Origin of the sequence: Kitasatospora viridis (genome assembly GCF_007829815.1) — a bacterium.
Classification (GTDB): Bacteria; Actinomycetota; Actinomycetes; order Streptomycetales; family Streptomycetaceae; genus Kitasatospora; species Kitasatospora viridis.
Genome location: NZ_VIWT01000006.1, coordinates 399,476 through 413,757 on the forward strand (window position 1 = coordinate 399,476; position 14,282 = coordinate 413,757).

Annotated in this window: 14 protein-coding genes; 4 read left to right on the top strand and 10 right to left on the bottom strand. The window is 73.3% G+C overall.

Translation table 11 applies throughout. The annotated features are described in order from the left end of the window. Positions 1 to 128 precede the first annotated feature (128 nt). Both FHX73_RS40880 and FHX73_RS40885 read right to left on the bottom strand, forming a co-directional pair. Complete coding sequence (locus FHX73_RS40880; RefSeq protein WP_145911142.1) at positions 129 to 1,160, bottom strand: hypothetical protein; 1,032 nt, start codon at positions 1,158 to 1,160, stop codon at positions 129 to 131. Between the two features lie 11 nt (positions 1,161 to 1,171). Beyond that, positions 1,172 to 1,843, bottom strand: coding sequence for a TetR/AcrR family transcriptional regulator (locus FHX73_RS40885; RefSeq protein WP_145911143.1), 672 nt, complete (start codon positions 1,841 to 1,843; stop codon positions 1,172 to 1,174). A gap of 110 nt (positions 1,844 to 1,953) precedes the next feature. On the opposite strand from FHX73_RS40885, the gene FHX73_RS40890 reads away from it, so the two are divergent. Next, a complete protein-coding gene (locus FHX73_RS40890; protein WP_246214193.1) occupies positions 1,954 to 2,388 on the top strand; it encodes a cupin domain-containing protein in 435 nt (144 codons plus the stop codon). Positions 2,389 to 2,411: 23 nt separating this feature from the next. On the opposite strand, the gene FHX73_RS40895 is transcribed toward FHX73_RS40890, so the two are convergent. From FHX73_RS40895 to FHX73_RS40925, 7 genes are all read right to left on the bottom strand, one after another. Next, a complete protein-coding gene (locus FHX73_RS40895; protein WP_145911144.1) occupies positions 2,412 to 2,978 on the bottom strand; it encodes an SUKH-4 family immunity protein in 567 nt (188 codons plus the stop codon). A 12-nt stretch (positions 2,979 to 2,990) separates the two neighbouring features. Further along, entirely contained in the window at positions 2,991 to 3,449 is a 459-nt protein-coding gene (locus tag FHX73_RS40900) for a hypothetical protein (protein ID WP_145911145.1), read from the bottom strand. Positions 3,450 to 3,486: 37 nt separating this feature from the next. Continuing rightward, positions 3,487 to 5,481 (bottom strand): penicillin-binding transpeptidase domain-containing protein, encoded by a 1,995-nt coding sequence (locus tag FHX73_RS40905; RefSeq protein ID WP_145911146.1) that lies wholly within the window; start codon positions 5,479 to 5,481, stop codon positions 3,487 to 3,489. Positions 5,482 to 5,484: 3 nt separating this feature from the next. Beyond that, positions 5,485 to 6,300 (bottom strand): hypothetical protein, encoded by an 816-nt coding sequence (locus FHX73_RS40910; protein WP_145911147.1) that lies wholly within the window; start codon positions 6,298 to 6,300, stop codon positions 5,485 to 5,487. Between the two features lie 5 nt (positions 6,301 to 6,305). Further along, positions 6,306 to 6,809, bottom strand: coding sequence for a SigE family RNA polymerase sigma factor (locus FHX73_RS40915; RefSeq protein ID WP_145911148.1), 504 nt, complete (start codon positions 6,807 to 6,809; stop codon positions 6,306 to 6,308). Positions 6,810 to 6,964: 155 nt separating this feature from the next. Beyond that, positions 6,965 to 7,879, bottom strand: a complete 915-nt coding sequence (locus FHX73_RS40920) for a phosphotransferase family protein (RefSeq protein ID WP_170305308.1) — start codon at positions 7,877 to 7,879, stop codon at positions 6,965 to 6,967. Positions 7,880 to 8,095: 216 nt separating this feature from the next. Beyond that, positions 8,096 to 8,791 (bottom strand): MerR family transcriptional regulator, encoded by a 696-nt coding sequence (locus FHX73_RS40925; RefSeq protein WP_211786497.1) that lies wholly within the window; start codon positions 8,789 to 8,791, stop codon positions 8,096 to 8,098. Between the two features lie 96 nt (positions 8,792 to 8,887). Here FHX73_RS40925 and FHX73_RS40930 point away from each other — a divergent pair, with 96 nt between their 5' ends. Then, on the top strand, positions 8,888 to 9,346 hold the full coding sequence (locus tag FHX73_RS40930) for a DUF6194 family protein (RefSeq protein WP_145911151.1): 459 nt from the start codon (positions 8,888 to 8,890) through the stop codon (positions 9,344 to 9,346). Between the two features lie 26 nt (positions 9,347 to 9,372). Here FHX73_RS40930 and FHX73_RS40935 read toward each other — a convergent pair whose 3' ends face one another. After that, complete coding sequence (locus FHX73_RS40935; protein ID WP_145911152.1) at positions 9,373 to 12,270, bottom strand: ATP-binding protein; 2,898 nt, start codon at positions 12,268 to 12,270, stop codon at positions 9,373 to 9,375. A gap of 240 nt (positions 12,271 to 12,510) precedes the next feature. On the opposite strand from FHX73_RS40935, the gene FHX73_RS40940 reads away from it, so the two are divergent. Together FHX73_RS40940 and FHX73_RS40945 are read left to right on the top strand one after the other, a co-directional pair. Next, on the top strand, positions 12,511 to 13,203 hold the full coding sequence (locus FHX73_RS40940; protein WP_145911153.1) for a class I SAM-dependent methyltransferase: 693 nt from the start codon (positions 12,511 to 12,513) through the stop codon (positions 13,201 to 13,203). Further along, positions 13,200 to 14,216: a WD40 repeat domain-containing protein gene (locus FHX73_RS40945; RefSeq protein WP_246214194.1), complete on the top strand. Its 1,017-nt coding sequence runs from the start codon at positions 13,200 to 13,202 to the stop codon at positions 14,214 to 14,216. Before FHX73_RS40940 ends, FHX73_RS40945 begins: the two co-directional genes overlap by 4 nt. Positions 14,217 to 14,282 lie beyond the last annotated feature (66 nt).

The following is a 14,282-nucleotide window of genomic DNA, read 5'->3' on the forward strand; positions in this document are numbered from 1 at the left end:
GTGTGTAACCGTGCCATGACAGTTCGATTCTAGGAGCGAGCGTACGTGTTCGGACTGGATACGCGACTTCACGCGTCCCTCGCAGCGGGCTTCTCTCACGGCCGCGCGCAACGACAATTGACGATCCGTCAAATCCGGGCGGACGCACCGATGATCTGCTCGGCGGTGTCCCACAGCCCCGGCAGCGCGTCGAGGGTCGCCCCGGCGTGCCGGCGCAGGTCCCGGTCGGACGTGATGCCGAGGTCGGCCACGGCGGCGTCGAAGAGCGGGGCCAGTGCGGCCTCGGTGGCCGGGTCGTCGGCGGCGAGGATCTTGTGGCAGCGGGCGAAGGTGGCGATGATCCAGAACATCGCCTCCCGGTGGTCGCCGCGCCGCACCAGCTCGTAAGAGGCGTCGACGGCGATCGGCCGGGCGGGCGGGGTGATGTCGGTGCTGAACGCGAACGGGGTGACGGCTACCCGGGCCGCCGCGTCGAAGGTGATGGCCAGTGCGTCGACGTGCCCGCGCACCTGGGCGGGCGTCAGCTGATCCGCCCCCAGCAGGTGCAGCAGCGCCGGGTAGCGGTCGGCCAGTCCGAACTCGCCGAGCGCCTCGCGCGCCCGCAGGTAGCGCAGCCGCACGGTCGGGTTGCGCAGCGCGGCGACCAGCACCAGGTGTGCTGTCACCCCGGTCGGGAAGAGCCAGCCGGTCACCCGGTCGTGCCAGGGCGCCGCCTCGTCGGCGGCCGTCAGCGCGGTGGTGATCCGCTCGCGCACGCCCCGGCAGCGCAGGCGCACCCGGTCGGGCTCGGCGAACCGGGCGGCCACCTCCCGTTGCAGCCCGCGCAGCGCGCCTGACGGATCGTCGATCACGGTGTCCCGCCGCAGTCCGCCGGCCAGGTGGTAGTCGGCCAGCACCGCGTCCACCGAGCCCAGCTGCTCCCACGCCAGGTGGCTGACCTCCAGCAGCACGCCCCGGTGCTCGAACTTGCCGAGCTTGAAGCCCTGGAGGGGCTGACGGGTGACCAGCATGACGTCCACGTCCGAGCCGAGCGGCAGCTCGGCCCGGTCGGGCAGGGCGGTCGTGGAGCCGACCAGGTAGGCGCCCAGGTAGCCGGGGCGGGTCCGGCCGGTGGTGGTGACCCAGTGCCGGGCGGCGGCCCGCGCGGACCCCACGTCCATCGGCGCTCCCGTCACTGTTCGGCGAGCAGGCCGGCCACCAGGGCCCGCAGCCCGTCCAGGTAGCGGTCCTCGGTGGTGAGCGGCGCCCAGCGGTCCGCGAGGGCGGCCAGCCGGGGCAGTTCGGCCGGGTCGAGCTCGGCGAAGACCCGTTCCCGGAAGGTGGCCGGCTCCTGGTCCGCCGCGCGCCGCCGGGCCGCGGTCGCCCGGACCACGATCTCCCCGGCGGTGTAGTACCAGATGGCCCGGTACCCGTGGACCGCCCGCTCGGGGGAGAGGCCGCACTCGACGAGCCCGTCCACGATCTGCTCCACGAACCAGAGCGCGGAGGTGGCGAACAGGTCGTCGGCGGTCAGCGCCTCGACGATCCACGGGCAGCCCGCGAGCGCCCGGTGGACCGCTGCTGCGGCGGCCACCACCCGCTCGCGCGGCGCGGCCGGCAGCTCGGGCCGGTGCAGCTCGCGCCCCGCGTAGTCGTCCAGCAGCAGGAGCAGCAGCTCCTCCTTGTTGCGCACGTGGTGGTAGAGCGCCATCGGCGTGCTGCCGACCTCGCCGGCCAGCCGACGCATCGTCAGCCGGTCCACGCCCTCCTCGGCGACGATCCGGCGGGCCGCCCCGATGACCTCCTCACGGGAGATCCGGGGCGGTCGACCGACGCTCTTGCGTGCTGCGGGTGGCTGGGGCATGGGGCCATCATCGCGCAGGTGTCGACAAGGACGGACTTCCGGGCTAGTTTTCTTACGCGTACAGAAACGCGTACAGAAATGCTGCTCCGCTTCGAGGAAGGCTTCCTGACATGACGACCGACAGCACGGTCATGCCCGTTCCGTCCGCTTCGCCCGTTCCGCCGGTGGACCTGTTCGCCGCCGCCCTGCACGTGCTGCCCGACGGCCGGGTGCGGGCCGCCGAACGGCGGATGGCCGCCAGCCCCGACGGCGGCTGGCAGATCGCGGCCTTCCACGTGGAGACCGACGCCGACGTCCACGCCGACCACTGGGAGATGCACCCGGCGGCCGACGAGGTGGTCTGCTGCCTGGCCGGCGGCGCGCGGCTCTACCTGCGCCCGACCGAGCCCGGTACCCCCGAGCAGCTCGTCCCGCTGCCGGCCGGCCACGCCGCGATCGTCCCGCGCGGCCGCTGGCACCGCCTGGCGCTCGACGCCCCGAGCGACCTGATGTCGATGACCCTGCGCGAGGGCACCCTCCTGGAGCGGCGCACCGAGGCCGGCTGAGCCGGCGTCAGAACCCGCCGGTCCTAGTCCTGCATCATGTTGCCCACGTAGCGCAGGACCATGGACCAGGTCGACTCCGGGTACTCCAGCGCCGCCGGGTCCGCCGCGCGCATCAGCTCCAGCAGGCGTTCCACCGCGCCGTCCGGGTCGACCTCGCCGTCGGCCTCGGGGTCGTAGGCCTCGCGCTCGACCTCCAGGGCGTGCAGGAAGTACGCCAAGGCGTCGACGCCGCTGTTCAGCAGGTGCGGTGAGCCTCCGTCGGGGATGGAGTAGACCAGCCCGGTCACCGTGTCCACCATCACGCTGTCGAGGGCGATGCCACCGACGGTGAGCCAGACCGACATGTCGAACGGGCAGTTCGGGTACTCCTGCGCGACCCGCTGCCAGGCCTCGCCCCCGATCCGCACCCGGCCCTCGGCCAGCTCCTGGGGCGATTCGAACCACCGCTCGCGGTCCGGGAGCCCGACGTCGCGCAGGAACGCGCGGGTCGGGGCGTGGGCGATCCCGGTCAGCAGGTGGTCCGGGGTGGTGAGCAGGTCCTCGGGGGCGAAGACCTGCTCCATCGTGGCACGGTCGATCAGCGGCTCCATGGCTCCATGGTCTCAGCCCCTGGTCGGCGCCAGTGCGCCGATGACGGCGACCGGCCGGCCCGAGTCCGGACAGCTCCAGCAGGCGTCCTCGCCCACCACGCCCGCCCGCAGCAGGTGCTGGTGGCCGGGACAGGCCGGCCACTGGACGAACTCGTAGCCGGCCAGGTGGTCCTGGACGCCGTCGGCGAGCGCGGCCGTCAGCTCGGCCGAGGGCTCGGCGTCGGGCGCGACTCCGCTGCCGAACCGCATGCCCTGCTCGGCGGTCAGGCCGACCAGGAGGACGTCGGGCGGGGCCTCCTCGTCGTCGTACTCACCCGCCCACCAGCGCAGCTGCGCGACCGGCAGCGGAAACGCCGCGGGTGCGGCCAGCAAGTCGTGGCCGATCCGCGCGCAGGACGCCACGACGGCGTCCGGCACGCCCTCGACGGGAGGCCGTTGCTCCGTCAGGTCCCACTGCGCGAACGTCCGCACCGCAACCGCCTCCCCCCGACGCAGTCCCGCCTCGTGCTCACTGGTTGCCCACGCCCAGGACCTGCGCCGCCGCCTGCCCGGCCGCGCCCGCGCCGTGGCCGCCGCCCTCCACCTCGGCGGCCACCGCGAGGTTGTCGCGGTAGCCGATGAACCAGCTGTTGGAGGCCGGCGCGCCGTTCACCTGGGCGGTGCCGGTCTTGGCACCGACCTGGCCGCTCAGGCCCGCCATCGCCTGCTCGGCGGTGCCCGAGGACGCGGTCTGCGCCATCATCCGGCGCAGCTCGCTCGCCACGGAGCCCGGCAGCGGCTGGGCGGCCGCCACCTGCGGCTGGCCGGGCAGCAGGATCGGCTGGTGGAAGGTGCCGTTCTGCACGGTGGCCGCGACCGAGGCCATGGCCAGCGGGTTGGACACGATGGTGAACTGCCCGATCGCCTCGGCCGCCGCGTCGTCGCTGGTCACCGGCGGCGGCACGACCATGTCGAGGCTCTGCACCCCGGGCGCGGTCGACCAGGGCTGGCCGATGCCGAACTGCTGCGCGACCTTGGGCAGGATGCCGAACGGCAGCTTGGTCTGGTTCTCCTGGATGAAGGCGGTGTTGCAGGAGTGCGCGAAGTCGTCGGCCAGCGTGTAGTCCGGGAAGCTGCCGGGCTCGTCGTTGGGCCACAGGCGCGGCGAGTTGACGGTCTCCGGGCACGGCACCGTGCTGTCCGGGGTGTCGTTGGTGTACTCCAGCAGCGCGGCGGCGGTGATCACCTTCATCGTCGAGCCCGGCGCGAGCTTGGCGAGGAACGCCTGGTTGAACCCGTTGGCCGGCGCGTTGGCCACCGCCAGGATGTTCCCGGTGCTCGGCTCGATCGCGACCAGCCCGACCGGGTTGCCGCCGGTGGACTGCGCGGCCACCGCCGCCTCGGCCGCCTTCTGCACGTCCGCGTCGATCGTCAGCTTCAACTGCGGGCCGGCCTGCGGTTGGGAGACGACGAACAACTGCTGCGCGTTGCCCCCGTCGGCGTCCAGCAGCACCACGGCCTGGCCGTTGCCGCTGGTCGGGTCGGTGGGCTGCGCGGAGCCGGGCACCTGGAGCGAGGCGAGCAGCGGGACGAGCGAGGGGAACCCGGCCAGCGAGCGGCCGTTGCGGTCCACCGGCGTCGCGACCGGGGTGGCGATCGCCCGCAGCGTGATCGAGTTGGACCCGGTCAGCAGCGGGTGGATCACCGTGGGGTCCCAGTGCACCACCGGCTTCCCGGTGCCGCCCGACTGACGCACGCTCAGCCCGCCCTGGTACGTCCACGGGCTGCTGCCGGCGGCGAAGGTGACGGTGACCTGGAAGCCGACCCCGACGTCGGCGCTGGTGGGAGCCGCGCCCGCGTCCTGGCCGCCGACGGTCGAGGTCAGCGAGGCGTACGACAGCTGCTGCTTGAATTCGAGGAGTTGCGCGGCCGCCGTGTTCGGACGGTCGGTCAGCTGGCTGGCCGCGTCCAGGTCGCCGCTCGCCCAGGCGGCCAGGAACGCCTTGGCGGCGGCCGTCGCCTGGTCGGCGGCGGGCGGCGTGGCCGGCACCGCCTTGCTCGCGTGCGGGGTGCCGGAGGAGCCGCCGAACACCGCGGAGGAGAGGTTGTACGCCGCGATGCCGCCGACCGTGAGCAGCCCGGCGGTCACCACCGCCACGCTCGCCAGCACCGCCCGGCGGGCCCCCGGACGGCGGGCGGCGGGCACGGGGTCCCCGGGATCCTCGCCGTCCTCGTAGCCGTCGTAGCCGTCGAAGTCACTGAGCTCGTCGAGTTCTTCGTACTGCTCGGGCTCGTCCGGGGCGGCGGGCTCGTCCACGTCGTCCGGCCCGTCCGGCCCGTCCAGCCCGTCCAGCCCGTCCAGCCCGTCCAGCCCGTCCAGGCCGTCCGGCTCGTCGGCGTCGGCGTGGACGTCGGCGGAGCCGTCCGCGTCAGCGGCAGGCTCGTCCGGCACCCCCGGTGCCTTCTCCTGCTCGGCGTCCGGCTGTTCGTCCCCGGTCCCCATCCCCTGTTCCCCCCTGCTCATCGATCACTTCTTCCATTGCGGGCTCAGCGCCAGCGTGCGCAACTCCACCGGGCTGAGCGCGAGCTGCCCCCCGGTGCTGGACCGGACGAGCTCGGACACGAGCACGCTGCGGCCGCCCGAGTAGATCGCATTGGCGAACCACTGGCGCTGTGCGCTGTCGCCCGACCGGTTCGAGTAGGCCAGGACGACGGTACCGTCCCCGAGTTTCTGGCAGGAGGAGGCGAGCCATCCGGCGCAGCTGTGCATTTCGAAGGCGGGATCGTCGTCCACGACGGTCACCTGCACCGTCGCCGTCCCGTGCGCGTCCGTGAAGTCGAACCAGCCCATGACGGTGCCCCCGCCCGGCCCCGAACTCAGCGTGTGATCGGGAGTGAGGCCGCCGGTGCCGCCCGGCGAGCTCAGCGTCCCGTGCTCGGGCAGCAGTGCCGCGAGCTGTTCGTTCGCCGGCAGGTAGCCCAACGGGCTCGCCGAGGGCGCGGCGGGTGAATCGGTGGGCGGGCTGGTGGGTGGAGCGGTGGGCGGCCCGGTGGGTGACGGCGCCACCGTCACGCCGGTCGCCGGCCCCGGCCGCACCACGCCGTCCGCGTCCCGGTCCATCGCCTGTGCCGTCAGCAGCCCCACGCCGGTCACCAGCACCGCGAGCGCACCGCCCAGCCAGGCCTGCCGGACCCGCCGCAGGCGCCGTCCGCGCGCCGCGGCCCGCAGCGCCAGGTCGGGGCTGTGCGCGGGGAACAGCTCAACCACCTGCTCCAGGCCGTCCGGCAGGCTCCGCGCGGTGCGTTCGAGCCGCGCGGGCAGCTGGTCCTGATCGTCCGTCATTCGCCTCACCGCGCCCTCACCGCGTCCTGGAACTCCTCGCCGAGCACGAGCCGCAGCTTCTCCAGCGCGCGCAGGCTGCGCACTCGCACCGCGCCCGGCGACACCCGGAGCACCTGGGCCGTCTCCTCGACCGAGCGGTCCTCCCAGTAGCGCAGCACCAGCACCGCCCGGTCCTTGTCGGTCAGCTGGGCCAGCGCCTGCAGCAGGGTGATCCGCAGCTCCGGCTCGCCCGCCAGCTCCGCCACCTCGGGCAGCTGCTCGACCGTCCGCTCGCCGCTGCTGCGCTTGCGGCGGTAGGAGACGAAGGTGCGGAACAGCACCGTCTGCGCGAAGGCCGCCGGCGACCCGTTCCGGTCGATCCGCCGCCAGGAGCGGTAGAGCTTGGCCAGCGTCTCCTGGACCAGGTCCTCGGCCAGGTGCCAGTCACCGGTGAGCAGGCAGGCGGTGCGGAACAGCTGCCCGCTGCGCGCGTGCGCGAACTCCAGGAAGTCCGCAGCTGCGTCCCCCACCAATGCCCCTTCCCCCGATCCCGCGACGATGCCACTACTCTTACGCCGCAGCCCACCAGGTCTGTTACACACCGTCCACGGGTTTTTTCGATCGCCGGTGCGGTGCGGGCGGGGGCGCGGTCGTGGTGGGGGCGCGGTCGTGGTGGCGGGGATGGTCAGGTGGCCGGTGGGTCCTGCCAGGCCATGGCGAGCGTGCGGACCTGATCCAGCATCAGGCGGCCGCGCTCGGCATCCGGCGCCTCGCAGGTGAAGACGATGCCGAGCATGACCGCCGCGTCCAGCCGGTAGAGGCTCCAGCACGCGTCGCTCCGTTCGGGCAGCGGCCGCACCGAGCGGTAGCCCCGTTGGAACTCCGGGAAGTCGATGCCGTTCTCCGGGAACAGCGCGTTGGCCTCGATCCGGGCGAGTTCGAGGGCCGGATCCCCGACCATCGAGTTCGACCAGTCGATCAAGGCCCGGACCCGGCCGTCGACGGTCAGCACGTTGGAGGCCCGGACGTCCAGGTGCAGCAGCGAGCCGGCGCCGGTCGCGGGGATGGCTGCGGCGAGCGTGTCGGCCGCCACAAGCGCGTCCAGGTCGGGAGCCAGCTCACGAAGCACCTCGTAGCGCCGGGCGACGCGCTCCGCGATGGTCCCGGGGAACGCGCCGGCCGACCGCGCCGGGCTGATGCCCGTCGGGACGGGCGCCTCGTGCAACCGGGCGACGATCTCGCCCAGTTCGGCCGAGTCGCAGGCGCTGCCGTCGGTCGCGACGTACTCGCAGACCAGCACGTCGATCTCGTAGTGGCGCAGGTCGTGGAACCGCGGCAGCGGAATGCCCGAGGCCGGCAGCGCCGCGTACAGCAGCGCTTCGTGGCGGAGCAGTTCGGCGGTGTCCACGTACGGGTCGTTGGGGTTGGACTCGACGGCCTGCGCGGGCAGCCGCAGGGCCACGTCGCCCCAGCGGGGGTGCCGCATCCGCCACACCTGGAACTCCAGCCCGCTGCCGACCAGCTCACCCCCCGTGAGCTGGAGGTCCTGGGCGGCGGCGCGCAGCGCGCGCTCGCGGACGGTGGACAACGCGGATGACATCAGGCTCCCTCGGGAAGCAGTTTGCCCCCGGAGGGAGGGAAGCGACTCGACGTCAGCTTCGGCGCTCCGGTATGCGTTGTCAACGAACATTCCACGACGCAGTGATCCGAACGGCCATCGGGACACCGGGAAGTGGAGTTGACCACCGGGCGTCCCGGTGGGCCTCGCCAGCTGGCGGGCCGTCACACGGTCGTCTGCGTCACAGGGTCGTCTGCGTCACACGGTCGTGGAGAGCACGGCGCTGAGCGCGGCGGCACCGTCGAGGAGGGCCCTGGAGCGTGCCGCGAGGGCGGCGTCCCGGGCGGTCAGCGCGGCGGCGAGGTCCTCGGACCGGCGAGCGTGCCGCAATTCGGGGACGAGGGCCCGGAGCGAGGCGATGCGGTAACCGGCCTTGCGCAGTTGATGGACGATCCGGGCATCCCGGACCTGGGCCGGCGCGTACCGGCGTACCCCGCGCACCGGGTCGCGATCGGGGACGACGAGGCCCTCCGCGTCCCAGTGCCGCAAGGTGGACGGGCGCACGCCGAGCGCGGCGGCGAGTTCCGAGACGCTCATCGAGTCCGACGCGCGGACGTCCTCGATCGGCTCGCCGGAGATCGCCCGGGCCGCCTCCTTCGCCGACTCCAGCTCCACGCGCTCCGCATGGAGCCGGGCGTGCGCCGCGTCGAGCAGGGCGAACACCGTCGGGGAGGCGGGGAACCGGTGGGCGGCCCGGACGATCTCCTTGGCCCCGGTCGGCCCCGCACCCGCCGCGAGCGCCCGGTAGGCCAGCGCGGACCGCAGGTGCACCGCGCCGTAGGCCCGGTAGCCCGTGGCCGTGCGGGTCGCCGGCGGCAGCACGCCGTCGCGTTCGAGATTGCGGACCTGCTGGACGGAGCACCCGGCCTCCCGTGCGACATCCACGGTCCGCATTCCCGCCGATTTGAGACCTCGCACCACTGATCCCCTGAGTTTCGGCCTCGAAGTCTTCGAAGTCTCCACAAGCACCTCAATGCCACGCTTGAGCACATGACTGTAGACGAGATCATCAGCTTCGTGGCCGACCTCGGCGGCGTGCTGGCCGTCAGGCCGGCGCCCGGTGACGGCTCACCGGAGATCAGCTGGGGCGACACGTTCTTCTACTACGCACCCGACGGTGCCGTCCCGACGACCGGCCAGCCGTTCGCCACGGTCGTGACCAAGAACTATCCCGGTGATGAGGCGTCAGGCCTGGACCGCCCGGGCGCGTTCCGGGTGAACGTCGCCGCCGGGAAGGAGGCGTTCATCCGGTGGACCGGCCACGCGCCGCGCGAACCGGCCACTACGCTGGTCGACCCGAGCACCGTCGACACCGTGATCGCGCACCCCGTCTACGGGACCGTGGGCTGGCTGGCCGTGGTCAACCCGGGCCCGCGCAGTGCGGGGACGACCCGCGACCTGCTGCGCGCGGCCCACCAGCTCGCACGCGCACGCCACGAGCGACGCTGACGCGGGGGAGTCCGGGGCTGCCCGCCTCACCGTGCGCGGGACGGCGAGGGCTCCAGCAGGGCGGTACCGGAGGCGCTTTCGAGCTCGGCGAGCCGGGCCGCGACCGACATCGCGTCCGGGGAGTCCATCCGCCGGTGGATGGCCAGGGCCTGGCGCAGCGCGACGATGGCCGCCGTGGTGCCGCCGAGGCGTTCGTGGCAGCGCGCGGTGCCGTTCAGGGCCCTGGCCTCCTCGCGCGGGTGGTCGAAACGGCGGGCCAGGGCGAGTGCGTCCTGGTAGCGGGGGAGGGCCGCCCGCGGACCGGCGGTGTCCAGCTCCAGGTCGCCGATGCTGTTGAGCGCCTTGGCCTGGCCGGCGCGGTTGTCCTGGGTCCGACACGCGATCAGGTACCGGTCCAGCAGGGCCGCGGCCTCGATGTCCTGGCCCAGCCCGTGCCGGGCCCCGGCCAGCGCGTGGACGGCCTCGGTCTCGGCGAAGGTGTCGCCGATCTCGTGGTAGGTGGCGATCGCCTGTTCCAGCAACTCGACCGCCCCGGCGTGGTCGCCGCTCGCGAGCCGGATCTCGCCCAGCTCGTGCATGGCCCCGGCCACCGCCAGGTGGCTGCCCAGATCGCGGTAGATCACGAGGGCGCGCTCCTGCAGGTCCATCGCGGCCCACAGGTTCCCGGACTCCCGTGCCACCGTGCCCAGGTCCTTGAGCACGTTGGCTTCGTCCCGACGCAGCCCGAGCTCCTGGTACAGGGCCAGGGCCCGTTCCAGCAGGCTGGTCGCGGTGCCCGAATCGCCGGTGGAGTGGCTGGTGCGGCCCAGCTGGATGAGCAGGTGCGCCTGGCCGACCGGGTCGTCGAGGTCCTGCTGGATGGCCATGGCCTGGTGCAGCAGCGCCGTCGCCGCGGCGTAGTCGCCGATCAGCACCGCCCGGTTGCCGAGTTCGCGCAGGGCCCCGGCCTGGCCGCGGAGATCGCCGAGCTCCCGGTAGATGGTCAGGGCCTGCTGGTTCAGCTCGGCCACGCCGTCCAGGTCGCCCTGCAGGTACAGCAGCCGTCCCAGCTCGTGCAGCGCGTTCGCCTCGCCGAGCCGGTCGCCGAGCCGACGGTAGATCACCAGCGCGCGCCGGTAGGTGTCCGCCGCGTCCGTGACGTCGCTCATGTGCCGGTTGCGCCCGATCGCCATCAGCGCGTTCGCGACGGAGAACTGACCGCCCGGCACCTGGGTGGAGGAGATGACGGCGTGCTGGAGGCTGATGCTCTCCTGGTAGCGCCCTTCGAAGTGCAGGTAGGCGCTCAGCTCGGCGGTGAGCGCGTTCGCCCACTCGTGCCGGTCGTGCGTGCGGGCGTGCCGGACGAGGGCCAGCAGGTTCTCGTGCTCCACCCGCAGCCAGGCCATCGCCGCGGCGCGATCGGGCAGCTCCGGTGCGTCCGGCTCGGCCGATCCGGTGGGCGCGCCCAGCAGGCGTGGGCCCGGCCGGCCGAAGCGGTCGAGGCGTCGGTCGGCCCGGTGCGCGGCGTGCAGGTAGTAGCGGAACAGCCGCTCCACCGCGTCGCCGGCCTCGATGGCGAGCGCGGCAGTGGGCGCGGAGTCCGTCAGCGTGCGGGCGTAGGCGCGCAGCAGGTCGTGCATCCGGTACCGGCCCGGGACCGGTTGTACGAGCAGGCTGCGGTCCAGCAGGGACTCCAGCAGGCGCTGGGCGTGCCGCAGGTCCGTGCCGAACATGCTCGCGGCGGCGTGGGCGTCCAGGTCCGGCCCCGGGATCAGCCCCACCAGCCTGAACATGCGCTGCTCGGCCTCGTAGAGCGCGGTGTACGAGGCGTCGAAGAGCGAGCGCAGGTTGCGGTCCTCGTCCTTGAGCTGGGACAGCCGGTCGGCGTCGTCGCGGATCCGGGCGAGGAACTCCTCGATCCGCAGCGCCCGGTGCAGGCGCAGCCGGGCACCGACGATGCGCACCGCCAGCGGCAGGCCGCCGCAGAGGGCGAGGAGTTGCGCGGCGGCCGGATGGCCGGCCGGGATCCGGCCGGGCCCCGCGACCTTGTGGAGCAGCGCGAGCGCCTCGTCCTCGGACAGCACGTCGAGGCTGACCAGATGGGCATCGTCCAGGCCGGCCAGGACGGTCCGGCAGGTGATCAGCACCAGGCAACCCGGCGCACCGGGAAGGAGCGGGCGGACCTGGGCGGTTCCGGCGGCGTTGTCGAGCACGATCAGCGTGCGGGTGCCGGCCAGCCGGGACCGGTAGAGCGCCGCCCGCTCGCCCACCTCCTCCGGGATCGACTCCGGCGGCACCCCGAGCGAGCGCAGCAGGAACGCCAGCGCGGCGTGCGCACCGACCGGGTCCGCGCCGGCGGTGTTCCCGCGCAGGTCGACGAACAACTGCCCGTCGGGAAAGCTCTCGCTGACCCGGTGGGCGACCCGAACGGCCAGCGCGCTCTTGCCGATTCCGGCCATCCCGTCGATCGCGGAGATCACCACCATGCCGTTGTCGCTCCCGGTGGCCGCCGACTCCGCCAGGGCCAGCAGCTCCGCGAACTCTTCGGATCGTCCGGTGAAGACCCGTGTGTCGATCGGCAGTTGCCGAGGGACGATACCGTTGCCGGCGGAGCCGCCGGCAGCTCTGCCGGTGCGGACCGGAATGGTGGCCGGCGCGGCGGTGGGCCCGGCACCTCGCAGGTCGGCCGGGCCGGCGTCATCGCCGAGCAGCGCCAGCAGCCGCGCACCGTCCACCCCGAGCGCACCGCTGAACGCCTGCACCGCCTCCGGAGTCAGCGGGCGCAAACCGTTCAGCCACCGCTGCCAGGAGGACGCGCTGTAGTGCGTCAGCCGCTCCAACTGCCGCAGCGTCAGCCGCCGCTCGTCCTTCAGCGCGCGCAGCTCCTCCAGGAGCTGCCGGTAGGCGGGAGCAACCCCGTCGGGCAGCACGGCCCAGTACGACATAAACCAGATCCCCCCGGATCCACGCGTTGCCGACCCACGCAACGCCGTCCCAAAGCGCAGCTCGCGCAGCCGCGCCGTGGGTGATTGTTGCACGACCGTCGGTAGTCCCAGCAGGAGTTCGACCGATCCCGAAGGATCCACCGCGGCGCGCACGGAACACTCACAAACACCCGGTGCGACGGCACGGGCGGGCTCGGCCGGCCGTGCCCCGGACGTGATCACTGGACTACTGTGTCGCGCATGAACACGGACGGCTGGCTGACGGACACCCGGACCTCCTACGACACCGTCGCGGCCAGCTACGCCGACTACATCCGCGGGGCGCTGGCCGGAGCACCGTACGTCCGGGCGGCCCTGACGCTGTTCGCCGACCTGGTGCACACCACCGGCGGCGGACCGGTGGCGGACGTGGGCTGCGGCCCGGGCCACATCACCGCCCACCTGCACGAGTCGGGGCTCGACGCGTTCGGGATCGACCTGTCGCCCGCGATGGTCGACCTGGCCCGGCGCGACCATCCCGGCCTGCGCTTCCAGGTGGGCTCCATGACGGACCTCGACCTCGCCGACGAGTCGTGCGCCGGCCTGCTCGCCTTCTGGTCGCTGATCCACATCCCCGACGACGCGGTCCCCACGGTCCTCGCCCACTTCCGCCGAGTCCTGCGCCCCGGCGGCCCCCTCCTGCTCGGCTTCCACGTCGGCACCGAGTCACGCCTGAAGACCGAGGGCTACGGCGGCCACCCCATGAAGGTCCACATCCACCGCCGCCACCCCGACCGAGTCGCCGCCTGGCTCCGCGACGCCGGCTTCACGGTCGAAGCCCACCTCCTGACCGACCCCGACGGATCCGCGCCGGGGGCCCTCCTGTTCGCCCGCCGCCCGCCGGACGGCGGTGAACCGGTTGCGGACCGGGACAATCTGGCGGGCCGTCGGTGAACGGGTACGAGGAGTCGGTCCGCGAGGTGGCGGTACCACGGGAGTTGGGCGCGGTCGCCGACCTCGCGCCGGTGGACGGGAGCGGCGGGCCGCAATGGCTGGTGCTCGGTCAGGACGGCCGGATCAGCCGGTGGGACCCGGTCACCGGTCAGCACGCGGTCCTCGCCGCCACCACCGTTCCGGTGGAGACCGAGCCGGAAGGACATCGGGGCGAGCGGATCCGCAGGCGTCTGCACGCCTCCGGCGACGGCGACTTCGCGGCGGTGGTCAACGACTACGGCCGCTTCGGAGAGCTGCTCGACCTGCGGACCGGCGAGGTCACCAGGGCCCTGGACGGTCAGAGCTACAACTCCTGGACGGTCCCGTTCTCGTTGGCCTTCGTGGAGCACCAGGGTCGTTGCGTGGTCGTCCACCGCACCGACTGGAACCGGCTGGACGTCAGCGACCCGGGAACCGGTGAGCTGCTCACCGGGCGCCCGGAGGCCGGATTCGCGGAGCACCACCTCGATTTCTTCCACGGCGCCCTGTACCCGAGCCCGGACGGGCGGCGGATCCTGGACGACGGTTGGCTGTGGCACCCGATCGGGATCCCCGCCGTCTGGCGCCTCGACCGCTGGCTGGGCGAGAACCCCTGGGAGTCCGAGGACGGCCCGAGCCGGCTCGACCTGTGCGACCGGGCGTACTACTGGAACCACGCGATGACCTGGATCGGCCCGGACCGCGTGGCAGTCGGCGGTCTCGGCGACGATGACGACGACATGCGGGCCGGCGCGAGGATCTTCGAGCTGTCGGCGACGGCCAACGAAGTCCTGGCCTTCGAGGGCCCGGGCGGGCGCTTCTTCAGCGACGGCACCCGGCTGTTCAGCTCCGACGACTCCGCGCTCTCGGCTTGGGACCCGACGGACGGGCGGCTGCTGGGGACCGTCCCGGGGTTCTCGCCGACCCACCATCATGCGAGTGGACGTCAGTTCCTGGAACTTGAGGGCGGAGCGGTCCGGCTGCTGGCGTACTGAGCCGCGCCCTGACGGCGATTCGCGATGCCGGGCCCCGGTCGACCGGGGCCCGGTTGTCGCTCTCCT